17 protein-coding genes and 1 pseudogene are annotated in these 23,300 nt (G+C 67.4%); 10 read left to right on the plus strand and 8 right to left on the minus strand.

The genetic code is table 11. From position 1 onward, the window contains the following. Positions 1-3: 3 nt before the first annotated feature. Positions 4-639 carry a TetR/AcrR family transcriptional regulator gene (locus tag ACP696_RS16050; RefSeq protein WP_426012389.1) on the minus strand — a complete coding sequence of 212 codons (636 nt, stop codon included), beginning with the start codon at positions 637-639 and terminating at the stop codon, positions 4-6. A 170-nt stretch (positions 640-809) separates the two neighbouring features. Here ACP696_RS16050 and ACP696_RS16055 point away from each other — a divergent pair, with 170 nt between their 5' ends. The 4 genes from ACP696_RS16055 to ACP696_RS16070 all read left to right on the plus strand — a co-directional run bounded on the left by ACP696_RS16055 (position 810) and on the right by ACP696_RS16070 (position 4,459). Beyond that, positions 810-2,219 (plus strand): glycosyltransferase family 2 protein, encoded by a 1,410-nt coding sequence (locus ACP696_RS16055; protein ID WP_426012391.1) that lies wholly within the window; start codon positions 810-812, stop codon positions 2,217-2,219. A gap of 17 nt (positions 2,220-2,236) precedes the next feature. Continuing rightward, positions 2,237-3,157, plus strand: coding sequence for a class I SAM-dependent methyltransferase (locus tag ACP696_RS16060; protein WP_426012393.1), 921 nt, complete (start codon positions 2,237-2,239; stop codon positions 3,155-3,157). Continuing rightward, positions 3,151-3,942: a TrmH family RNA methyltransferase gene (locus ACP696_RS16065; protein ID WP_426012581.1), complete on the plus strand. Its 792-nt coding sequence runs from the start codon at positions 3,151-3,153 to the stop codon at positions 3,940-3,942. The genes ACP696_RS16060 and ACP696_RS16065 overlap by 7 nt, the downstream gene beginning before the upstream one ends. Before the next feature lie 190 nt (positions 3,943-4,132). After that, positions 4,133-4,459: a DUF3892 domain-containing protein gene (locus ACP696_RS16070; RefSeq protein ID WP_426012395.1), complete on the plus strand. Its 327-nt coding sequence runs from the start codon at positions 4,133-4,135 to the stop codon at positions 4,457-4,459. A gap of 592 nt (positions 4,460-5,051) precedes the next feature. Here ACP696_RS16070 and hrpB read toward each other — a convergent pair. Then, positions 5,052-7,508: an ATP-dependent helicase HrpB gene (gene hrpB, locus ACP696_RS16075; RefSeq protein WP_426012396.1), complete on the minus strand. Its 2,457-nt coding sequence runs from the start codon at positions 7,506-7,508 to the stop codon at positions 5,052-5,054. Between the two features lie 248 nt (positions 7,509-7,756). On the opposite strand from hrpB, the gene ACP696_RS16080 reads away from it, so the two are divergent. The 5 genes from ACP696_RS16080 (at position 7,757) to ACP696_RS16100 (ending at position 13,424) form a co-directional block, all read left to right on the plus strand. Then, positions 7,757-9,376 (plus strand): amino acid permease, encoded by a 1,620-nt coding sequence (locus ACP696_RS16080; protein WP_426012398.1) that lies wholly within the window; start codon positions 7,757-7,759, stop codon positions 9,374-9,376. A gap of 74 nt (positions 9,377-9,450) precedes the next feature. Beyond that, positions 9,451-10,164 carry an MBL fold metallo-hydrolase gene (locus ACP696_RS16085; RefSeq protein ID WP_426012400.1) on the plus strand — a complete coding sequence of 238 codons (714 nt, stop codon included), beginning with the start codon at positions 9,451-9,453 and terminating at the stop codon, positions 10,162-10,164. 104 nt (positions 10,165-10,268) lie between these two features. Next, positions 10,269-11,063: a response regulator gene (locus ACP696_RS16090; RefSeq protein ID WP_426012402.1), complete on the plus strand. Its 795-nt coding sequence runs from the start codon at positions 10,269-10,271 to the stop codon at positions 11,061-11,063. Next, on the plus strand, positions 11,060-12,583 hold the full coding sequence (locus ACP696_RS16095) for an ATP-binding protein (RefSeq protein ID WP_426012404.1): 1,524 nt from the start codon (positions 11,060-11,062) through the stop codon (positions 12,581-12,583). Before ACP696_RS16090 ends, ACP696_RS16095 begins: the two co-directional genes overlap by 4 nt. A gap of 79 nt (positions 12,584-12,662) precedes the next feature. After that, entirely contained in the window at positions 12,663-13,424 is a 762-nt protein-coding gene (locus ACP696_RS16100) for a hypothetical protein (protein ID WP_426012406.1), read from the plus strand. On the opposite strand, the gene ACP696_RS16105 is transcribed toward ACP696_RS16100, so the two are convergent. Then, on the minus strand, positions 13,399-14,073 hold the full coding sequence (locus ACP696_RS16105) for a DUF1345 domain-containing protein (RefSeq protein WP_426012408.1): 675 nt from the start codon (positions 14,071-14,073) through the stop codon (positions 13,399-13,401). The two genes, ACP696_RS16100 and ACP696_RS16105, sit on opposite strands and share 26 nt — an antisense overlap. A 293-nt stretch (positions 14,074-14,366) precedes the next feature. Here ACP696_RS16105 and ACP696_RS16110 point away from each other — a divergent pair, with 293 nt between their 5' ends. After that, entirely contained in the window at positions 14,367-14,576 is a 210-nt protein-coding gene (locus tag ACP696_RS16110) for a KGG domain-containing protein (RefSeq protein WP_007675496.1), read from the plus strand. Between the two features lie 64 nt (positions 14,577-14,640). Here the strand turns inward: ACP696_RS16110 and egtB are convergent, their stop codons facing one another. From egtB to ACP696_RS16135, 5 genes and pseudogenes are all read right to left on the minus strand, one after another. Continuing rightward, a complete protein-coding gene (egtB, locus tag ACP696_RS16115; RefSeq protein WP_426044026.1) occupies positions 14,641-16,812 on the minus strand; it encodes an ergothioneine biosynthesis protein EgtB in 2,172 nt (723 codons plus the stop codon). Positions 16,813-17,436: 624 nt separating this feature from the next. Continuing rightward, positions 17,437-17,874 (minus strand): response regulator, encoded by a 438-nt coding sequence (locus ACP696_RS16120; protein WP_426044027.1) that lies wholly within the window; start codon positions 17,872-17,874, stop codon positions 17,437-17,439. A 2-nt stretch (positions 17,875-17,876) separates the two neighbouring features. After that, a complete protein-coding gene (locus ACP696_RS16125) occupies positions 17,877-22,229 on the minus strand; it encodes a PAS domain S-box protein (protein ID WP_426012413.1) in 4,353 nt (1,450 codons plus the stop codon). Positions 22,230-22,372: 143 nt separating this feature from the next. Continuing rightward, positions 22,373-22,783, minus strand: a pseudogene (locus ACP696_RS16130) (glutathione binding-like protein); the annotation flags it as partial. Between the two features lie 102 nt (positions 22,784-22,885). Next, positions 22,886-23,272, minus strand: coding sequence for a hypothetical protein (locus ACP696_RS16135; protein ID WP_426012415.1), 387 nt, complete (start codon positions 23,270-23,272; stop codon positions 22,886-22,888). Positions 23,273-23,300: the final 28 nt, after the last annotated feature.

Consider the following 23,300-nt stretch of genomic DNA (forward strand, 5'->3'; position numbering starts at 1 on the left):
AACCTAGTCCGTGACCAAGCCGTGCAGCAGGCCGTCGAGCGTGACCTGCATGAGTTCCTCGCGCGGCGCCCAGTCCCGGTCGGGCATGGTGATCATCAGGGCCACGAGGCCGTGGCACGCCGCCCACAGCACCTGGGCGGCGCTCTCGCCCGATCCGGTGCGCAGGCGTCCGGAGGCGGCGATCTCGTGGATCGGGCCGCTGAACTCTTCGAAGCAGCGGTCGCCCAGGTCGGCGGTGGCGGCCTGCTTTTCCTTGGAGATCACGTCGCGCGACCCACAGAACACCAGTTGGTAGGTGTTAGGGTTGTCGAGCGCGAAGCGCATATAGGCTTTCAGCATCAGCTTGACCCGCGACACCGCGTCGATCGGACGGTGGGCGATGTCGACATTGACGGCCAGCAGTTGGCCAATCGCGTCGTCGCTGATCTCCAGCAGGATCTGGTCCTTGTCGCGAAAGTGCATGTAGAGGGCCGTTGATGACACGCCCACCGCGTCGGCGATCTTGCGGATCGTCGCGCCGGCATAGCCCTCGGCGATGAAGATCCTCTCGGCCGCGGCCAAGATCTCACCGCGACGCAGGTGCCCGTCGCCCTTGGGCTTGCGCGCCGACTTGTGCGGCTTCTTCAACGCGACCGTCACGATTTAGCGTTCCCCTCGGCTATCCCCGAACCCGACACTAAACGGGAATCACACAGTCGCCGCAACTCCCCGACAGATTTCCGAAAAACGTGTGTTTTTGCATTTGACAGCCAAGGGTTGAATATTCGCTATCTGCACGCTGGAATTTCTGCGAGCGCAACGGGGGAGCGATGGCGCGAGAGGAGCGACAGCCGCCGACGCTGGTCGGACGCACGCCGCCGCCGCCGGAGGCCGGATCCCCGGCCCAGCCCTTGGCGGACGGCGCGCATCGCCGGCTTTCGACGGCCCAGATGGTCACGCTTGGTGGTCTGGCCATTGCGGTTCTGACCCTTGCCCTCACCCAGCCGTCCCTGCTGGCCGAGTTGTGCCGTTGGACGTTTATGGTCGGCTTTCTGCTCAGCGCCGTAATCAAGCTGGCGGCGGCTTGTACGCCGCGCGTCATCGTCACCCCGCCGGACCCCGAGGACGACGCCCTGCCCGTCTACACCGTGATCTGTCCCTTGTTCCATGAGGCTTCGGTCGCCGCCGAGCTGGTCGAGAACCTGTCGCGCCTGCACTATCCCCGCGACCGGCTGCAGGTGCTGATCGCCCTGGAGGCCAGCGACCATGCGACCCAGGCCGCGTTCCAGGCCCTGCCTCTGCCGACCTTTATCCAGGTACTGATCGTGCCGCCCGGTTCACCCCAGACCAAGCCGCGGGCCTGCAACCACGCCCTTGAGTGGGCGCGCGGAGGGCTGGTGGTGATCTACGACGCCGAGGACGCGCCGCATCCGGGCCAACTGCGCGAGGCCGCCGCCCGCTTCGCGGCCGAGCGTGAGGACCTGGCGTGCCTGCAGGCGCCCCTGCGCATCGAGGCCGACCGACGATTCATCGGCGACCAGTTCGCCCTGGAATACGCCGTCCAGTTCGAGGTGCTGCAGCCGGCCCTGGCCCGCTGGGGCCTGCCCTTCCCGCTCGGCGGCACCAGCAACCACTTTCGCGGCGACGCTCTGCGCGCCATCGGCGGGTGGGACCCCTACAACGTCACCGAGGACGCCGATATCGGCTTTCGACTGACCGCCCAGGGTTACCGGCTGGGCGTCATCGCCTCGCCCACCTATGAGACCCCGCCCACCTTGAAGCCTTGGTTCCCGCAGCGGGCGCGTTGGGTGAAGGGCCACATCCAGACCCTGGCGGTGCACCTGCGCGGGCCGGCGGCCAGGACCCCGCGCGGCCTGGCCTCGTTGATCCTGACCCTGGCCCTGTCGGTGGCGTCGTCGCACCTGCACGGTCCGCTGCTGCTCTGGATCCTCGCCAAGATCGTCGCCGCGTCGCTGGGCTTCCATCAGGTGATCGCCGGCGAGGACGTGGTGGTGCTGGTGTTCGGCTGGTGCTGCGCCTCAATCGCCGGGGTGCGCGGCTTGGAGCGAGCCGGCGGCAAGCCTCGTTATCTCACGCTGTTCGGTGCGGTGGGTTATTGGCCTCTGCAGAGCGTGGCCGCCGCCAGGGCCGCCGTGCAGTTCGTGGTCGCGCCGTTCCACTGGGACAAGACACCCCATACGCCCAGAACGGCCTCCAAGACTGGACGCACCTTGCCCTGAGCGCGTATTGGCGGGCCATGGACCCGACGATCGCCGCCTCCCCCGTTGTCATGCGCACCACCGGCTGGGCCGATTACGCCCTGCTCGACAGCGGCCACGGCAGGAAGCTGGAGCGCTATGGCCGTTACACCGTGGTGCGTCCGGAACCGCAGTGTTTCTGGACGCCCCGGCTCGACGCCAAGGCCTGGGATGACGCCGACGCCATCTTCGACCCTTCCGACGAGGATGAGGCCGGCCGCTGGCGCTTCAAGGGTCGCGCCCTTGAGAAATTCGACCTGGCCTGGGGCGAGGCGAAGTTCCACGGACAGTTCACACCGTTCCGCCACCTGGCCTTCTTCCCAGAGCAAGCTGCCAACTGGGCCTGGCAGGACGCCCGCGTTAGGGCGTTCAAGATGCGCCAGCCCAAGGTGCTGAACCTGTTTGGCTATACGGGCGTGGCCAGCCTGGTCTGCGCGGCGGCAGGCGCGGCCGTCACCCATGTGGACGCCTCGAAGAAGTCGGTTGGCTTCGCCCGCGACAACGCCGCCTTCGCCGGCCTGGCCGAGAAGCCGATCCGCTGGATCGTCGAGGACGCCCGCCGCTTCGTGGCCCGCGAGGTGCGGCGCGGCTCGCAATATGACGGCATTATCCTGGACCCGCCGAAGTTTGGCCGCGGGGCCGACGGCGAGGTCTGGCGGCTGTTCGAGGACCTGGCCGAACTCACCGCGAACTGCGCGCGGCTCCTGGCCCCCGACGCCTCGTTCCTGCTGATGAACGCCTATGCGGCCCGGGTCTCGGGCGCGGCGATGTCGGGCCTGCTGGCCCAGGAGCTGAAGGGTCGCGGCGGGGTCATCGATTGGGGCGAGCTCTCCTTGGTCGAGGAGAAGGGCGACCGCCAGATCGGCCTGTCGTTCTTTGCCCGCTGGTCTTCGGACAGCGCGGTGGGAGCCAGATCATGACCAAGACCGTCACCTCCCTCTCAAACGCCACGGTGAAGGCCGTCCGCGCCCTGCACATGCGCAAGGAGCGCGAGGAGAGCGGCCTATTCCTGGCCGAGGGCCTGAAGATCGTCATCGAGGCAATCGACTGCGGCCACCCGCCCAAGATCCTGATGTACGGGCCCGACGCGGCCGATCACCCGATGCTGCGCAAGGCCGCCCAGGCCTGCTTCAAGGCCGGGGGCGAGGTCATCGAGGTCAATCGCGAGATCCTCGAGAAGGTGTCACGCCGCGACAACCCCCAGGCCGTCGCCGGGGTGTTCCAGCAGGTCTACACCCCGCTCAGCGCCATCGTTCCCCAAAGCGCGCCGTGCTGGGTGGCCATGCAGGCCGTGCGTGATCCCGGCAATCTGGGCACCGTCATCCGCACCGCTGACGCGGCCGGCTGCGGCGGGGTGATCCTGGTCGGCGACTGCGTCGATCCCTATTCTGTCGAGGGCGTGCGCGCGACCATGGGCTCGATCTTCGCGGTCAAGATCGCCAAGGCCTCGATCCAGGAGTTCCTGGCCTGGCGCGAAGACTGGCCGGGGTCGGTGATCGGCACCTTGCTGAGCGCCACCGTTGAGCACAAGAGCGCCGACTACGTAAAGCCGTCGCTGATCCTGATGGGCAACGAACAACAGGGCCTGCCGCCCGAACTGGCCGCCGCCTGCGACGTCAATGTCAAAATCCCCATGCGGGGCCGGGCCGACAGTCTGAACCTCTCGGTGGCCACGGGGATCATGATCTACACGGTCACGGGGTAGTCGGACGGTTCGCGAGCGCCGTTTTGTCAGAGATCCAAGCAGCCGAGCTAGAAGCGTGCTATAGGTGTGGGCGCGTTAAATTTCAGCGCCGTCCCATCGGCAGACCGCTCTCGTCTGCGCCACCCGCTTCGCGCGTCGTCGCCAAGCCTGTCGGTGCTGCTGCGTCAGCTGCCTCTCTACAGAAAAGACCATGATCAAACGCGCCGAAATCACCTGCGTCGCCACAAACGGGCGCCACAGCACCTATGAACGGATCACCCATATCGGCGGCGGCATGGCCAAGCCCTGGACGCTGACGATCAAGGAGGCGATCAAGCTCGTCGACAGCGGCAAGTGGCGGTTCTTCGTCATGCGCGACGGCGAGGCCGTGAAGGTCGAGGCCTTGAACAGCCGCACGGGCTGCCGCTATCTGAAGACCGCCAATGACCGCAACGAGCCTCACGACCTGCTCGCCCTTCCCGACTGTCCGCCCATCGAAGCCGCCGCAGAAGCCGAGAGCGACGTGGAATCGACCTGATCTGCTAAGCCTTGGCGCGACTTAGCCAAGGTCGAGCCCTTCAACGCGTCAGGGCGCCCAGTGAAGGTCGACGCGAGTGGATGCCCAACAAAGTCCAGCAAAATCAGAGCTCTAAACTTTCTCGATTTTTCTTATCCTCACCCTCTCTGACCACCCCGATAATGATCTCACCCCATCGCACGGGGAGGGACGTCGGCCGGCGACCTGACGGGCGGTGAGGCGTGGTCGAGCGGGAAGGCTTGGCCGCCGTGTCTTCTTCGGAAGACGCCCCAGGTCGGTTCGGAGCAGGCTCGCCTTGGTCGCGACGAAGCTCCGGCGCTCAGGGCAGGCGGACAAGCCGACAGGTGCGGGCTGAAATCGCCCGCACGGTCCGGAGGGTTCGCAAGCCTTCCGCCCGCCGGGGGCCCACTTCGGAAGCGGGTTAAGACCCCGCGCTCTGATGGCTCCCGTCTGAAGGCCGCGCGAAGCGCTCGTCTTCGTCGAAACGGTACATCTACCGCAAAACCTCCGGGCGGAGCCCGGGCGCTTCGCACCCTCCCCAAGCTCTTCAGCGGCGATCCGCGTGAAGTCCTCCTCCCGTGGGGGAGGACATTCAAGTCCCCCGAGGCTTGGCCCGGGTCGTCGGCGCGGCGGCGGCCGGGTCCTCCGGCCAGACGTGCCTCGGATACCGCCCTCTCATCTCGCTGCGCACCTCGCGCCAGGACCCCTTCCAGAACCCCGGCAGGTCTCGCGTGATCTGGATCGGCTTGTGCCCCGGCGACAGCAGGGCCAGCACCAGCGGCACGCCGGCCACGGTGGGATGAGCGGTCAGGCCGAACAGTTCCTGCACCCGCACATCGACACGCGGCCCGCCGTCGGCGCCATAGTCGATGGCGAAGCTGGAGCCGGTCGGCGCCGTGAACCGGGTTGGCGCCAAGACGTCGAGCTTTCGCTGGGCTTCCCAGGGGATCAGGCCTCGCAAGGCGTCCGCCAGTATCCCGTCGCTCAACGCGGCCAGCGACGAGCGACCCGCCAGCAGAGGCTCAAGCCACTCGGCCAGGCGGGCCAGCAAGGCGGCGTCCGAAAGGTCGGGCCAGGTCTCGGGATCGAAGGCGCGCAGGAAGGCCGTCCGACGACGCAAACCCTCTGCCGCCTCTCCAAGCGGCACTGCGGCCAGACCCTCGCGCCCCACTCGGTCCAGCAAGGCCTTGGCCACCAAGGCTGGATTCACCTTGTCGAGCCAGCGCTCCTCGACCACCAGCTTGCCGAGGCGCAACAGGCGCTTGGCGCGCAGCTTGCCGCCAAGGCTGCTCTCCAACCGATCCTCAGCGGTCAGCCGGTCGGCGAAGGCCTCGCGCAGAGCGGCCTCCTCCAGAGGGGCTGCCAGCAGGATGCGGTCGCGGGCCTCGCCGCCGCCGAGCTCGCCCACCGCCAGCCAGGTCTCGCGGGCCAGGGCGTCGGTCGGCTCCAGATAGACCCCTCGCCCGCCGGCCAGTTGAAACTCCCCGATCTTGCCCCGGGCCCTCGCCACCCTTTCCGGATACGCCTCGGCCAGCAGCAGGGCGTCATCCAGCTTGACGGCGCCCGAAGGCCGGCCCGCCGAGCGCGCCCAGCGTTCGGACAGGGTTCGGGCGTCCTTCGCCCGAGGCGAGCGGTCGCGGCCAAAGTTTTCCAGCCGATGGCGCAGATCGACATCGCGGCCGCCCAGCCCGTGCTCGCTGAGCACGGCGGCAATCTCCGCGCCCCGCTGGGCCTGGCCCGAGGCGGCGGCCCGCACCACCATGTGGGCCAGGCGCGGCGCCAGCGGCATGTCGGCCAGGGCCCTGCCGTGGGCGGTCAGGCCGCCCTGCCCGTCCAGGGCCTGCAGCCGACCCAGCAGGATCCGGGCCTCATTGAAGGCGGCGGCCGGCGGGGCGTCAAGAAAGGCCAGGGCCGAGGCATCGCGGGCTCCCCACCGGGCCAGGTTCAAGGCCAGGCTCGACAGGTCGGCCTCCAGGATCTCGGGCCGCGCGAAGGCCGGCAGGGCGCGGGTCTCCGGCTCGTCCCACAGGCGATAACAGACGCCTGGCTCGGTGCGACCCGCCCGGCCCCGGCGCTGGTCGGCGGCGGCGCGGCTGACCCGCACGGTCTCCAGCCGCGTCAGGCCGCTGGAGGGATCAAAGCGCGGCACGCGTGAAAGGCCGCTGTCGATCACCACCCGGACGCCCTCAATGGTCAGGCTGGTCTCGGCGATCGAGGTCGCCAGCACCACCTTGCGACGGCCCGGCGCTGCGGGCGACACGGCGCGATCCTGTTCGGCGGGGTCCAGCGCCCCATAAAGCGGCGCGATATCGACCTCAGGCCGCCGCAGCCGCTCGCGGAGCAAGGTCTCGACGCGGCGGATTTCGCCCTGACCCGGCAGGAAGACCAACACGCTGCCCGCCTCCTCGGCCAAGGCCCGCTCCACGGCGCGGGTGACCCGTTCCTCAAATCGCATGCCTGAGGCTTGGGGGCGTTCGTCCCGGCCCAGATACCGCGTCTCGACCGGGAACATCCGCCCCTGGCTCTCGACGACCGGCGCCTCGCCGAGCAGGGCCGAGATCCGCGCCCCATCCAGCGTGGCCGACATCACCAGGATCTTCAGGTCCTCGCGCACCAGGCCTTGGGCGTCGCGGGCCAGGGCCAGGCCCAGGTCGGCGTCGAGGCTGCGCTCATGAAACTCGTCGAAAATCACCGCCGCCACGCCGTCCAGGCCCGGATCATCAAGAATCATCCGGGTGAACACCCCTTCGGTCACCACCTCGATGCGGGTCCTTGCGGAGACCTTGGACTGCAACCTCACCCGGAAGCCGACGGTTTCGCCCACGGCCTCGCCCAGGCTCTGGGCCATCCGCGCCGCCGCCGCTCGGGCCGCCAGGCGCCGGGGTTCGAGCATGACGATCTTGCGGCCCGCCACCCAGGGCTCGTCCGCCAAGGCCAGGGGCACGACCGTGGTCTTGCCGGCGCCCGGCGGCGCGACCAGTACGGCGGCCTCGCGTCTCGCCAAGGCGGACTTCAGGGCCGGCAAGGCCTCGTGGATCGGAAGGGTCACGGAGGCGGTTTAGCCGCGAGCGCGAAAATCACCAAGCCGGTCGCCTGCACAAGCCAGAAGCAGCAACGGTTCACGAGCGTGCTGCGGCGCAACATCCGCCCGGCAGGTCCTGGCTCATATTGCGCACAGAGGGGCGAACAATTACGCACCCCCTCCGCTTTGCCTTGACCGCGTCCTGTTAACCGGGCCACGGTCCGCAAAATTTGTCTACGCGGCCCCTGGGGGAGCCGCGGGTCTCTGGAGGGAATATGTGGCGCGTTAAGTCACTGGATGCGATTTTGGCCACGGCTCAGAAGAAGTCGCTGCATCGCTCACTCGGCCCCATACAGCTCACCCTGCTGGGGGTCGGCGCCATCATCGGCACGGGTATCTTCGTCCTGACCGCCGCCGCCTCGCAGAAGGCCGGCCCGGGCATGATGCTGAGCTTCGTGATCGCCGGGGCGGTCTGCGCCTTCGCAGCCCTCTGCTACTCGGAACTGGCCTCGATGCTGCCGGTTTCGGGCTCGGCCTACACCTATACCTACGCCGTCATGGGCGAACTGCTGGCCTGGATGGTCGGCTGGGCCCTGATCCTCGAATATGCCGTGGCGGCCAGCGCCGTGTCGGTGGGCTGGTCAGGCTACTTCCTCGGCATGATCGAGCACGCCCTGCACTTCCACTGGCCCGACGCCTTGCGAGCCGGTCCCGCCTGGTCGCTCAACGGCTTCATGCCGGTGGCCGACTTCAGCCACGGGATCGTCAACATGCCCGCGATCGTCGTGGCCCTGGCCGTGACGGCCCTGCTGGTGCGCGGCACCACGGAAAGCGCCACCGTCAACGCCGTCCTGGTCGCGATCAAGGTCGCGGCGCTCACCGTCTTCGTCGTCTTGACCCTCCCCCTGATCAAGAACGGCAACTTCCAGCCCTTCGCGCCCAATGGCTGGTTCGGCCCGCATGGGACGTCGGGCATGGGCGTGTTCGGCGCCGCCGCCTCGATCTTCTTCGCCTATGTCGGCTTCGACGCGGTCTCCACGGCCGCCGAAGAGACCAAGAACCCGCAGCGCAACGTGCCGATCGGCCTGATCGGCAGCCTGGGCATCTGCACCATCTTCTACCTGCTGGTCGCCGCCGGCGCGGTCGGCGCCATCGGCGCCCAACCGGTCATCGGCGCGGCCGGCGAAGCCGTCCAGCCCGGTTCGGCCGCCTTCCAGACGGCCTGTAACCTGGCGTCGAACGCCGATCGCCTGGTCTGCTCGAACGAGGCCCTCGCCCACGTCCTGCGTCAGGTCAACTTCCCGCTCGCCGGCTACCTGCTGGGCCTGGCCGCCAACCTGGCCCTGCCCTCGGTCATCCTGATGATGATCTATGGCCAGACCCGGATCTTCTTCGTCATGGCCCGCGACGGCCTGCTGCCCGAGAAGCTGGCCGCGATCCACCCCAAGTGGAAGACGCCGCACATCGTCACGATTGCCACTGGCATCTTCGTGGCGGTCCTCGCGGCGTTCTTGCCGGTCGGCCGGTTGGCCGATATCTCCAACTCCGGCACGCTGTTCGCCTTCTTCATGGTGGCGGTCGCGGTGATGGTGCTGCGAGTGAAGGACCCCAACCGTCCGCGTCCGTTCAAGACGCCGGCGATCTGGCTCGTGGCCCCGATCGCCTTGGCCGGCTGCACCTTCCTTTATTTCAACCTACCGCTGGAATCGATCCTCGTGCTGCCGATCTGGGGCGGCGTGGGCCTGCTGTTCTATTTTGCCTACGGCTATCGCAAGAGCCATGTCGGTCGCGGCCTGCGCGGCGAGGTCCATGAACTGGACGAGGATGCGCCGGCCACGGGCGTGGCTCCGATGCCAGGTGCGCCGGCCCCCGGCTCGCCCGAGGAACGGTCTTGATCTTGGGCTGACAAGCCTTAATTCGGACGGGCGGAGATCCTCGGATCTCCGCCCGTTTCGTTTGGAGTCGCCCCATGGCCGAAATGCCGATCCGCGCCGTTATCGCGCCGGTCACGCCGCTGCAGCAGAACTGCACGATCGTCTGGTGCGCCAAGACGATGAAGGCGGCGGTGATCGATCCGGGCGGCGAGGTGCCGCGCCTGATGAAGGCCCTGGCCGACAACGGCCTGACCCTGGAAAAGATCTGGATCACCCACGGCCACATGGACCATGCCGGCGGCGCGGCCGAGCTCAAGCGTCTGACCGGCGTTCCGATCGAGGGGCCGCACAGGGACGATCAATTCTGGATCGACCAGATCCAGGAGACCGGCGAGCGCTACGGCGTGCCGGAAGCCCGCAATTTCGTCACCGACCGCTGGCTGGATGACGGTGACGTGGTCACCCTGGGCGAGACCGAGTTCGAGGTCTTGCACTGCCCCGGTCACACGCCGGGCCACGTGATCTTCTTCCATCGCGAGGCGCGCTTCGCCCAGGTGGGGGACGTGCTGTTCAAGGGCTCGATCGGCCGCACCGACTTCCCGCGCGGCAACCACCAAGACCTGCTGGACGCCATCACTGGCAAGCTGTGGCCGCTGGGCGCCGACGTGCAGTTCGTGCCGGGCCACGGCCCGATGTCGACCTTCGGGGCCGAGCAGCGCAGCAACCCCTTCGTCAGCGACTTGGCGATCGAGTCGATGAATATCGAGGGCCGGGACTACGCCGCCCCGGTCAACAACTCGCCGGGTTAGCAACTGGTTCGCGGGCAACATTGCGACCCCGCTCGCACGGACGGGTTGCGCCCCTGTTTCAGCCGTGAAATCTGCTGGAGACGGGGGCGTGGAAAAAGCAAGTCATGGAAAGTTCGCAAGATCCCGCGACGTCGTCGGCCCCGCCAACCTCCGCCCACGTCGTGTCCCAGACCGGGCCCGACGCGGCTCGAGGCGCCCGCATCCTCATCGTCGATGACGATCCCGGCATCCGCGACGTCGTGGCCGAGTTCCTGGGTCGCCACGGCTACGCCATCGACACCGCCTCGGACTCCCGAACGATGGAGCAGGCCCTGGCCCGCGGTCCCGTCGATCTGATCGTGCTCGACATCATGCTGCCTGGCGAGGACGGCCTGGCCATCTGCCGCCGACTGTCGGCCGCCGACGGGCCGGCCATCATCATGCTCTCGGCCATGGGCGAGGAGACTGACCGCATCGTCGGCCTGGAGCTCGGCGCCGACGATTATCTGCCCAAGCCCTGCAATCCTCGCGAGCTGCTGGCCCGGGTCCGCGCTGTGCTGCGCCGACGCCAGGAGCCGCGCGCCGTCGACGACGGCATGGGCGCGGCCTGCGAGTTCGCCGGCTGGCGGCTGGACCTGGTGCGCCGCGAGCTGCGTTCGCCCCAATCGGTGGTCGTCAATCTGTCGAGCGGCGAGTTCTCGCTGCTGCGCGCCTTCGTCGAACGTCCGCAACGGGTGCTGACCCGCGATCAGCTGCTTGACCTGGCCCGTGGCCGCGAAAGCGACGCCTATGACCGGGCCATCGACGTCCAGATCAGCCGCCTGCGCCGCAAGCTGGACGATGGCGGCGGCGGCGAGCTGATCCGCACCATCCGTAGCGAAGGCTACATGTTCACGTCCAAGGTCACCCGCACGCCATGATCGAGAGCGTCCGGGCTCCGGGGCCTAGGCCAAGGGGACCCAGCAGCGCGCCGCTGTTCGTCCAGGCCTTGGGTCTGGTGATTGTCACCCTGGTCGCGGCGCAATTGATCGCCATCGCGGTGGTCTTCACCCTGCCACCGCCGCCGCCCGAATTCTATCGGCTGAGCGAGATCACTCGGGCCTTGAAGACCGGCCAGACCGTGCAGTCGCGGGACGGCCGCGCCCTGGTCGTTCGCCCGCGCTCCAAGCCCATCCGTGGCTTGGTCGATAACCGTCGCCGCTCCGAATTCAAGACCGCGCTCGCCCGCGAGATCGGGACCGATCCGGCGAGGATCGAGATTGACGTCGACACCGGACCTCGGTTCTTCGTCCGCAATCAGAAACGCAACCAGCTCCAACGCCTGCCGCCACAAGACGGCGAGGCTCGCGGTCGGGAGGGCCCAAGGGGACCGGGTGGGCCCGGTGGCCCGGGTGGCCCGGGTGGCCCGGCTGGCAATTTCGGCGGTCCAGGCGGCCGTTCGGGAGATGGCCCAGACGGTCCCGCGCACCGGCCGCCGCGCCTGGACTTGGCCCGCGAAGAGCCTTTCATCTTCGGCGACTTCAAGCTGGCCATTCAGCAGGACGACGGCCGATGGACGATCGTCGAGCCCAAGCCGGCGTTCCGCTTCGACAGCTGGCAGCAGCGAATCCTGCTGATCCTGGCCCTTTCGGTGCTTTGCGTATCGCCGTTGGCCTGGCTGTTCGCCCGGCGCCTGTCGGGTCCGATCAGCGCCTTCGCCGGAGCCGCCGAGCGCCTGGGGCGGGATCCCCGCGCCGCGCCGCTGACGCTGTCGGGTTCGGCCGAGGTGATCGCCGCTTCCAACGCCTTCAACATGATGCAGGAGCGTTTGCGCCGCTATGTCGAGGATCGCACGGCGATGATCGGCGCGGTGGCCCATGACCTGCGGACGCCGCTGACCCGCCTTCGGTTTCGGATCGAGGCGACGCCCGACGACATCCGCGCAAAGCTCGCCTCGGACATCGACCAGATGGAGGCGATGATCGCCGCCACCATGGCCTTCGTCCGCGACACGACCCGCCCGGCCGAGCGCACCAAGCTGGAACTGGCCTCGCTGCTCGAGAGCGTCATAGACGAGGCCGCCGAGACCGGCGGCCAGGCGGTGGTCGAGCGTGGCGAGAAGATCATCATCGACGGCGACCCCGTGGCCCTGCGTCGGCTGCTGACCAACCTTGTCGACAATGGCCTCAAGTACGGAGGCTCGGTGCAAGGCCGTGTGCACGTCAAGGATCTTCTGGCGGTGATCGAGATCGACGACGACGGTCCCGGCATCGCGCCGACGGAGCTGGATAGGGTGTTCGAGCCGTTCTTCCGCAGCGAGCCTTCACGCAACCGCGAAACCGGCGGCATCGGGCTGGGTTTAGCCGTCGTTCGTTCGGTGGCCCGAGCCCATGGCGGCGACGTCACCTTGCATAACCGCCCCACCGGCGGTTTGCGCGCCCGGGTCGAACTACCGTTCTAAAGTCAGTTTTGTTACGGTGACGCAAAAGCTGCGCCATACGCCAGACATGCGGGCGCGGTTCATCGGAAGAATGGAAACCATGACCCGCCTTCGCGCTACCTGCATTCTGATGTTCGCCGCCCTATGCCTGGCGGCCTGCGCTTCGGGCCCGCCGCAGGACGGCCCGCGCGGTGACTGGGGAAAGGCGCCGCGCGCTCGACCGTCGGACGACAATGACGGCCCCCGGCTCGCGCGTCGGCAGGTGTTCGTCAGCCCGGCCGGCGAGCCCTTCCGGGCCGAGGCCGGCGCGCCCTACCCCGTGGCGGCCTGGTTCGCCGGCGCGGACACCGATCATGACGGCATGGTGACCCGCGCCGAGTTCGTGGCTGACGCCGCGCGCTTCTTCGGTCTGGTCGACACTGACCACAGCGGCGTCATCGACGGGTTCGAGGTCTCTCACTACGAAGCCGAGATCGCGCCCGAGATCGTCAGGGCGTTCCAGGGGGCCGGCCTTCGAGGTCCTGGCCGGCAAGACGCCGACGGACCGCCTCGCGGTGGCCGAGGTGGCGGGCAGGAGGGGCCCGGCGGCGGTGGTCTCGGCGGCCGTCGCGGAGGCCCCATCGGCGGGATGCTGCAGGGCGCAGCGCCATACGGTCTGCTCAACGAGCCGCAGCCGGTGATGGGCGCCGATAGCGACTTCGATCGCCGTATCAGCCGCGACGAGGCGATCCGCGCCGCCCGGTCTCGCTTTATCCTGCTCGACAGCGACGGTGATGGCCGGCTGCGACTGGCTGGACTGCCCCGCACTCCGGCTCAGGGTCGCGGCGAGGACCCGCCTAGGACGCCACCAACCCGGCGATGATGTTGATCCCCAGGGTCAGGACAGCGGTGTTGTAGAAATAGGCGCAGACCGCCTGGGCGGTGACGAGGTTTCGCAGTTTCCGGGTCAGGACGTTGTTGTCCGAGACCTGGAAGGTCGCGCCGATGCTGAAGGCTAGATAGACGAAGTCGAGATAGGTGCTGGCCGGCTCGCCTGGAAACAGGAACCCCGGCTTGTCCGTCCCGTCGCCGAAATGGCGATGGGCGTAGTGCAGCGTGAACACCGAGTGCAGGATCACCCATGACAGCACCAGGGTGATTCCGGCGCAGGCCGCGGTGACGCCTTGGGTGCTCGCGCTGGCCGTGCGGGCGTTCAGCATCGCGGCCACCACCGCCACCAAGCTGGACAGGATGGCGGCCAGTACGATCAACAGGATCAGCGTCGGCTTCTCGTCCTCGACGGCGGCGCGGCGGCGGACCTCGGCTTCGTCGGCGGTCAGAAACAGATGCCACGTCGTCACGACAAAAGTCAGTGCGCAGACATCCCACCCGATCAGCATGTGGCTGCTGACGGGTGCGTTCAGATGACGGGCCGCGAGCCAGCCCAAAACGCCGGCCCCGAAGGCCGCCATCAGTCGCCAATGGCGCGATATTGCTGCGCTTTCCGGCGTGGTCTTCCGTGACTTCGTCATGGGTTCACTTTGCCCGTCCAATAGTTAACGCGAAACTCTGCAATTTTGTGTCACCCGTCGGGTGAACCGATCGCGACTTCACCGGTTACTTCACTGGAACATGTGGAAGGACGCCAGTGACCGACCCCGACGCACCACCGCCGCTCGAGCCGTCGCAACCCGAGTACGACCCGGGCTCAATGCCCGACGAAGTGCCGATGAGCGATCCCCCCGTTCAGCCGGGCGACGACCGGCCCTATGACGCCCAACCTGCCCCGTTTCCCCCCGTGACCAGTCCCGATTAGGAGCAACCTATGGACCTCGACAGCGAACGGCCACGCGGCCGTAGAGGCTTCGCCGCCATGGACCCCGAGCGTCGACGCGAGATCGCGCGCAAAGGCGGGGCCAGTGTTCCCAGCGAAAAGCGGAGCTTCGCGAAGGATCGCGACCTGGCGGCCAATGCCGGCCGCAAGGGCGGCTCCTCGTCGCGCGGCGGCGGGCGTCTTTCCGGCCGCGACGCCTGAGACCAAGCGCGCCGCGGCCTCCGGGTCGCGGCCGCCCCCGCCTCCGCCTCGCATACCGCTCGCCTTAGCCAACTAGAGCGAAGACCCCGAAACTCGGGCTATCGCTGATCCAGCGCGCCGCGACCTTCCAGCCCGCGCGGTGGGCCAATTCCATGAAGGCATTGGCCGTATATTTGTAAGAGTTCTCGGTGTGGATCGTCTCCCCGGGCGTGAAAGCGATCTCCCGTCCAGCCAAATGAGCGACCTGGTCTACTTGGCTGACCAGATGCATCTCCATACGGCTTTCGTCGGGGTTCCAGACCGCGCGGTGATCGAAGGCGGTTAGGTCGAAATCACCGCCTAGTTCGCTGTTGATCCGAGCCAGGACGTTCTTGTTGAACGCCGCGGTGACTCCCTGAGCGTCGTCGTAGGCCGGCACCAGGACGTCCGCGCTCTTGGCGATATCGACCCCGACAACGAACATCGCGCCTTCGCCCAGTAGAGTGTGCGCCCCACGCAGAAAAATCTCGGCGTCGGCCGGCGCGAAATTGCCGATCGTAGATCCCGGGAAAAACCCCGTCACCGGCCGTCCGCGCGCGGCAGCGGGAAGGCGGAAGGCGCGGGTGAAGTCATCGACCAGTGGCGCAACGATCAGGCCGGGATAGTCACGTCGGATCGCCTTGCTGGCCTCCTCAACCGCCGTCTCGCTGATGTCGATCGGCGCGTAGACAGCCACTTGCGGCATGGCGTCGAGTAGAATCCGGGTCTTGGTGCTGGCCCCGCTGCCAAATTCGACCAGGACCGCGCCTTCCATGACCCGGGCGGCGATCTCCGGCGCGATCCTGCGCAGCAGCGCCGTCTCTGTGCGGGTCGGGTAATATTCCGGCAGGTCGCAGATCGCCTCGAACAGGCGCGAGCCTTCGGCGTCGTAGAAATATTTGGCCGGCAGGGTCTTGGGATGGTCGGTCAGCCCCGTCACGGCGTCTTCCAGGAAGGTCGAGGCCGGCGTCGCGGTCTCGCGATCCAGCGGGCTCATGTCGTCGGCCAAGCGGACCCCCGTGAACGCCCAGCGCTTGGCTGGGTGGAAAAAGTTGCGATACGATAGCCGGGTGTGGCCAGGCGCGGTTCCGGCGCCGCCGCCTCGCAGGGCCATCTGATTGATCATGAACTTGCCGTTGTATTCGCCCAGCGCGCCGCCGCCCGGCTTGAACCCGGGGTAGGCGACATAGGGGCTGGCGGTCCATTGCCAAGCCTCGCCGAAGGTCTGGCGCAGCGCCTGCCCCTTGTTCGAGCCAACGGCGGCCTCCCACTCGGCTTCGGTTGGCAGGCGGCGTCCCGTCCAGAGGGCAAAGGCGGCGGCCTCGTAGTAGCTGACATGGCCGACCGGCGCCTCCAGGTCGACGGGCTGGCGACCGGCCAGGGTCATGACCGACCAGGTCGCGCCCTCCTCCCGTCGCCAATAGAGCGGCGCGTCCCAGCCCTCGTCGGCCACCGCCGCCCAGCCGTCCGAGAGCCACAACTCGGCCCGGCGATAGCCGCCATCGGCCATGAAGGCCAGCCATTCGCCATTGGTCACCAGGCGGTCGGCCAGGCGGTAGGATTCAAGAAAGACCCGGTGGCGGGGCCGCTCGTTGTCGAAGGCAAAACCCGGGCCGGCGTCGCCGATCTCGACCAATCCTCCGTCGAAGGCGACGTAGCGCGCCTCGCCGGCGGCTGGGCGTTGCGGAAGGGGTTGAGGGCGATAGGCAGGCTGCAGCGGCGACTGAGCGAAAAGATGCAGCAGGTCCATCAGGATCAGCTCCTGATGCTGCTCCTCGTGGGCCAGGCCCAGATCCAGTCGGCTCATCACCTCCGCCGTGGGTGAAGTGGCCAGCAGGCGGACCATGGCCGCGTCGACATGGGCTCGATAGGCGCCAACCTCGCCCGCCGATGGCCGGGTGATCAGGCCGCGGAGAGGGCGCGGCTGACGGGGCCCTACGGCTTCGTAGTAGGAATTGAACAGGTAGCCGAAAGCCGGATCGAAGACCTGATAGCCAGGCAAAGACGGCGTCAGCAGGAAGGTCTCGAAGAACCAGCCTGTGTGGGCGCGGTGCCATTTGACTGGGCTGGCGTCCGGCATCGACTGAGCGCCCTGGTCCTCGGGCGACAAGGGCTGAGCCAGGGCCTCGGTGCGTCGTCGCACGGCTAGGTAGCGATCGACCAGGGCGATGGAGGGGGCCTGGGAGGCCTCCCTGCCAGATGTGTCGTCGGGACTCATGCGCTCTCCTGGCGGCCCTTGGTCAGGGGCCGCGACCACCCGATGAGCTCAACGAATAAGCAACTTGAGTGTTCCCCCACTCTGGTTCAAGGCGGAGCAGAATAAAAAGTGAACGGGGGTTGCCGAATAGTCCTCCCCCCTTTGGGAGAGGTGGTCCCGCAGCGACCGGTGGGGGAGTTTCGGATGGTCGATCGCAAGTCGGGTCGTCATCCGATCACTCCCCCCTCCGTCGGCTTCGCCGACGCCTCCCCCACGGGGGGAGGACTTCACCCGGGCTGCCGCTGAAGAGATGGAAAGGGTCGCGGAGCGCCGGACATCGTCCGGAGTTTGTGAGTTTAGTACCGTTTCGACGAAGCCGATCGCTCCGCGCCATCGCTATCCGTCCGCGTCCGGTGGGCAGCCCTGTTGAGGCTTTAGCCGGATCCGAATCCCGTCGTTTCCCACCCGTCCCTGACGACGGGGGCGCGGGCCTAGAGCATTTCCCGACCTGACTGCGTCAAGCCGTGAGCTCTAATCTTTTGTTTTGACGCATTTTTCTTCACGCGAACCGCAACCACTTCGCTCGAAAAATGCTCTAGCTGGAAATGGCGTGGGACGCTGTGTGTCCCGAACCGATCGACAGCGCTACAGCAGGATCGTGTCGGGATCGTCCTCAAGCGCCGGTTCCGGTGGCTTGGGTGGCCGGGTCGGCGCCCTGCGCAGCAGGCGACCGATCCGGGAGAGCAATTGATCGTCGCGAAACGGCTTGGCCAAGAAGTCCCGCGCGCCCAGGGCGATCGCCTGCTTGACGTCGTCGGGTTGGTTGCGGGCGGTCAACACCATGGTCGGGGTGTGATCGAGCATCTCTTCTTGGCGCATCTTCTTCAAGAGGCCGAACCCGTCCAGCCTGGGCATGTTGATGTCCAGCACCATGGCCGCCGGGCGTAGTTCCCGAAGCCGACTGAAACCTTCCATGCCGTCGCGGGCAAAATAGGTGTCATAGCCAGCCAGGTCGAGCCGGGTGGTGATCAGGTCAAGGATGATCGGATCGTCCTCGACCACCAGAATCCGTGTGCGGCGCAAGATCAGACGCCCGCCTTGCCGTGGGTCCCGTCCGCACCGTGGTCGCCGGCTTCAAAAGGCGTGTCGTTCCAGTCCGTGCAGGCGCTCACCGCGCGGATGAGTTCCAGCGCCAGGATGGGCTTGGAAACCAATCCGTCGAAATCGGGGTAGTCCTGGCCTTGTCGATCAGCGTCGGCCGTAAAGGCCAGGATGGGCACGTTTTGGTTCGGTCCGAGCCCCGCGCGAATTTTCCGCAGGGCGTCGGGGCCCGACAGACCCGGCATGCGCAGATCCATCAGGATGCAATCGAACGGCTGCAACTCCGCAGCCTCGACCGCCGCCTGGCCGCTTGCCGCTTCACCAACCTCGGCGCCCACGCTCTCCAGCACGGTGCGGGCCAGCTCCCGGTTGACCAGATTGTCATCGACCACCAGCACCCGGACCCCGTCCAGGCTTCTGAACTGGACGTCGTCCTGCGTCGCCTCGGCCTGGGCCGCACCGATCGGCGCGGCGACGTGGAACGAGAACACCGAGCCCGCGCCCGGGACGCTGATGGCGGCGATACCGCCGCCCATGGCCTCGGTCAGGCCCTTGGAGATCGCCAGGCCAAGACCCGTTCCGCCGTGTTTGCGAGTCGATGAGGCGTCCACCTGCGAGAAGCGCTGAAAGAGCTTCTCCAATTGGTCGACGCTCATCCCCGCTCCGGTATCCTCGACCCGCACGCACAAGCGCTCGGCTGCCGCCTCGTAGGCGACGACTAGGCGAACCGAGCCGCGCTCGGTGAACTTCACCGCATTGCCGATCAGGTTCAGCAGCACCTGCCGCACGCGATCGGGGTCGATCATCACAAGGTCAGGCAACTCGCCCTCGGCCTCGCACTCCAACCACAACCCCTTCTCGTCGGCTTGGGGCGTGAACAGGGCCAGGGCGTCACAGGCCACCGACAGAGGCGAGACCGGCTGCGGTGATATATCGACCTGGCCCGCCTCCAGCTTGGAAAAATCGAGGATGTCATTGACGATCGCCAGCAGGGCCTGGCCGGCGCTTGAGACCCGCTGGACGAAACGGCGAGACAGCGCGTCCAGTTCGGGGCGCTGGGTCAGCAGGCCCGAGAAGCCGATCACCGCGGTTAGCGGCGTACGGATCTCGTGGCTCATATTGGCCAGGAACTCGCCCTTCACTGCGGCGGCGACCTCGGCCTCGGCGCGCGCGGCGGCCAGGGCCTCCTCTTGCACCACCTGCTGTGTCACGTCGCGGATCACGTCGAGGAAGCCGGTCGGCGCCTCGGTGACCGGGTGTCGCAGAACGGACGGATTGGACTCCAGCCACACGAATTGGCCAGTAGCCTTGTGCAGCACGCGCCAGCGCACCCGTTCGGTGGGGCCCCCCGTAATCAGGTTGCGATAGACCCGCCGAACCCGCTGCCGTTCGTCCGCATGGGCCAGGTCGGCGGCGCTGCGGCCCATCAACTCGGGGGGCGCATAGCCGGTCAGGACCTCGCACGAGGCGGCCACGAACGTGATCGCGCCGGTCAGGTCGGCGGTCAGGATCATGTCCGTGGTGTTCTCGGCCATCAGCCGGTAGCGCGCCTCACTGTCCTTCAGGGCCGCCTCGGCCTGACGCCGGGCCGTGAAGTCCTCGATCTGCGAGATGTAGTGGCGGGGCGAGCCGTCGGGATTGTCGACGCGCGAGACGACCAGCTGCACCCAGATGATCGATCCGTCCTTGCGGAAATAGCGCTTGTCCATCCGGTAGGTGGAGATCAGGCCGTCGCGCAGGTTCGCAAAGAGGTCGAGGTCGGCGTCCAGGTCGTCGGGATAGGTGATGGCCTGGAAGTCCAGAGCCAGCAGTTCCTCCTTGGAATAGCCGATCATGGCGCAAAGGGTCGGATTGACCTTGAGGAATCCGCCATCCAGACCCACCAAGGCCTTGCCGATCGCCGCGTGTTCAAAGGCGTTCTCGAACAGCTCCAGTTGAGCCCGGCGCTCGCTGATATCGTGCATCAGGGCGGTCATTTCCCAGCCCGCCGCGTCGCGCACCGCGCTGACGGCAAGCTCGATAGGGAAGTCCGCGCCGTCCTTGCGCCGGGCCATCAGCTCGACGCGCTGGTCGATGTTCTCGCCCAGCCGCGCCCCAAGGAAAGCGTCCAGATCGGCATCACCGCCTGGCAGCAGCATCGCGATTTCAGCCCCGATCGCCTCGTCGCCGCTCCAGCCGAAGGTCAACTCAGCGTGCCGGTTCCAACCGGTGATCACACCGGTTTCATCGGCGGTGACGATGGCTTGGTGCGCATTGGCGATGATGTTGCGCGCCCGGTCCTCGCTCGCCCGCAACGACAGTTCCAGGTTGCGCACCGCGGTGACGTCCCAATTGGTGCCGACCATCCGTAGCGCCGAGCCCGCGGCGTCGCGGACCACCGTGGCGAGAGCGCGGATCGACCGCACCTCGCCGTCTGGCCGAACAACCCGGAACTCGGTGTTGAAGGGCGCGTCGTTGTCGACGGCCGCCTGGGCGGCGATCAGCTGATCCTGGCGATCCTCAGGATGCAGGGCGGCGGCGAACCGTTCGAACGTCAGATCCTCGCCCGGCTCCACACCATAGAGCGCGTGCATCTTGTCGTCCCAGACCAGGGCGTCGGTCTGGAGGTTCCGTTCCCAGATGCCTATCTGCCCCGCCTGGGTGGCCAGGAGCACGCGTTCCGACATCGCGCGATAACGGGCCTCGCCCTCGGCGCGGACCGCGTCGGCCATGACGCGATCGGTGATGTCCATCATCGTGCCGAACACCGCGACCACGGCCCCGGCCGCGTCACGCTCGCAATAGCCATGGCCTTCCAGATAGCGCGTGCCGCCATCCGGCAGGAGAACACGCGTCACGGCCGACTTCCAGTCGACGCCCTGCTCGAACGCCAGCCGGGCTCGGGTTCGTTGCGCCGCCCGGTCGTCGGGATGAACGGCTTCGACGAAGTGCTCGACGCGGGGCACGGCGTCAGGGTCGAGCCCATAGAGGGTGGCGACATGCGGCGACCCGGTCACCTCGCCCGAGCCGACCTCGATGCGCCAATGACCGATGCCGCCAACCTCCTCGGCCAGGGCCGTGAGGCGCGCCATCCGGTCGGCCTGCTCCTGCAGCGTGCGGCGTTCCGTCACGTCTCGGAAGACGTTGACGATCTCCAAGGGCCGCCCCGCGGCGTCGCGGATGACCTGGGGGTTGCCTTCCAGCCAGATCCAGCGGCCATCTCCGGTCAGGAAGCGGTGCTGGCGATTGCCGGCCGTGTCGACCACGCCGGCCCCCAGGACCGCCGCATTGGCCCGAAAGCGCTGCAAGTCATCGGGGTGGACGAGGGTGTCGCCGGTCGTGCCGATCATCTCCTCGGGATCGCGGCCCATGGCCCTAACGGCGGGCGACACGTAGAGCAGCACCCCGTCGAGGTCGGTGCGCACGATGATGTCGGAAGTGTTCTCGGCCAGCAACCGGTAGCGGGCCTCGCTGGCGGTCAGGCTATCGAGGCTCATGACCTGCTCGGTAACGTCCTGGAGCAGGCCGATCAGTGCGACCACTTCGCCCCATTCGTCGAATTCGCAGCCGGCCCTGGACTGCACGATCCGTGTCTCGCCGTCCGGACGGATGACGCGCGCCTGGAAGCTGCCCTGCCCCTTCGACGCGATTGCGGCGGCCAGTTGACCCTCGACCAGGGGCCGGTCATCGGGATGGAAGGCCTGCAAGCCGGAGGCGAAGGGCGGCGCATGGGTCGCCGGATCGAACCCGAGGGTCTCATAGACCAACGGAGACCAGAACAGGTCGCCGGACACCACGTCATAACGCCAGTGAGCGACGGCGGACATGGTCTCGGCCAGGCGCAGCAGGCGGGATTGCTCCCAGCTCAGGCGCGTGACACGAACCCGTTCCAGCTCGTCGACCGCGATGCCGGCCAAGGCGCGCAGCCGGTCAAGTTCCCGCTCGGTGGGGCGCGGCCGAGGCTTCATGTCGACGATGCAGAGGGTGCCGAGATTAAAGCCCTGCGGCGAGGTCAGGACGGCGCCGATATAGAAGCGCACACCCATGTCGCCCACGACCGAAGGGTAGCTCGCGAAACGGGGATCAAGGCTCGCGTCCTCGACCACCATCACCGCGTTCGGCTCCAAGGTGATGGCGTGGGCGCAGAACGCCTCTTCGCGCGGCGAGGAGCAGATATCCAAGCCCACGCGGGATTTGTACCACTGCCGATCCGCATCGGTCAGGGAAACCAGGGCGATGGGGACGTCGAACAGGTCGGCCGCCAGGCGGGTCAGACGGTCGAAGGCGATGTCTGGCGATGTGTCCAGAACGCCATAGTCCTGGAGGTCCCGCAGGCGTCGCGCTTCGTGGTGATCCATCTGCCCCTCCGACAGCGCCGGCCCGCTCGCCCGACCTCGCGCCGCATGGTCAACGAAACGCGTTAAGATTACCTGTCACGTTCGTGCGCGTCGGCGGGGCGGGGCCACCCCCGAGGGTAGTGGACGCATGGGACGCGACCCTGGGGGCGTTTCGGCAGCTCCAGGCCGCGTTGCACGGCCGGGCGAGCCAGGCTTCGCGCCAGCCAGGCCGGTACGTTCTCAAGGATGGCCTAGTCGACCAGGTCGCCCGCGTCATAGAAGCCGATCAGGTTACGCACCCAGCCCAAAGTGGCGATGTCGGCGATGGTGTAGTCGTCGCCCATGATCCAGTCGCGGCCCGCCGGCCGGGTTTCCAACACGCCCAGCAAGCGCCTGGGCTCGGCGGCGTAGCGATCGCGAGGGCGCTTGTCTTCGTATTCGCGACCGGCAAAGCGGTGGAAAAAACCCAGCTGGCCAAACATCGAACCGATCGCCGCCGTCTGGAAGAATACCCATCCCAGGGTCTCGTAGCGCGCGGCCGAATCCGCCGGCAGGAACTTGCCGGTTTTTCGGCTAGAGCATTTTTCGAGCGAAGTGGTTCCGGTTCGCGTGAAGAAAAATGCGTCAAAACAGAAGATTAGAGCTCGCGGCCTGACGCAGTCAGGTCGGGAAATGCTCTAGAGGTATCCCGGAAGACAAGCAGTGCTCGGACGAGCTGACTCGCGGCAGCAAGCGGGTGCTGGTAGTCGAGGACGACCCCGCCGTGCTGGCCAGATGCCGGTGTCCTCGACCGAGAAGGCGAGCACCTGGCCCCCCTTGTTCAGGTGGTCATTGCCCAGCGCCCAGCCGTCGGCGGCGCGGGCGATGGGGAGGCGCACCGAACCTTCCTGGGTGAATTTGGGGGCGTTGGACAGCAGGTTCTTCACCTGCTGCAGGCGCTTGTCGTCGGTGTACATTGAGCGCGGCAGGGCCGGGGCGATACTGACGAAGAGGTCCAGCCTCTTGTCCTGGGCCAACCGGGCGAAGGTGCGGTCGGTCTGGTCGCGGAGGCTGGCGAACGACATCTCGCCGATATCCAGCGTGACCGTGTCA

Source organism: Caulobacter sp. DWR3-1-2, assembly GCF_049896225.1.
Taxonomy (GTDB): domain Bacteria; phylum Pseudomonadota; class Alphaproteobacteria; order Caulobacterales; family Caulobacteraceae; genus Caulobacter.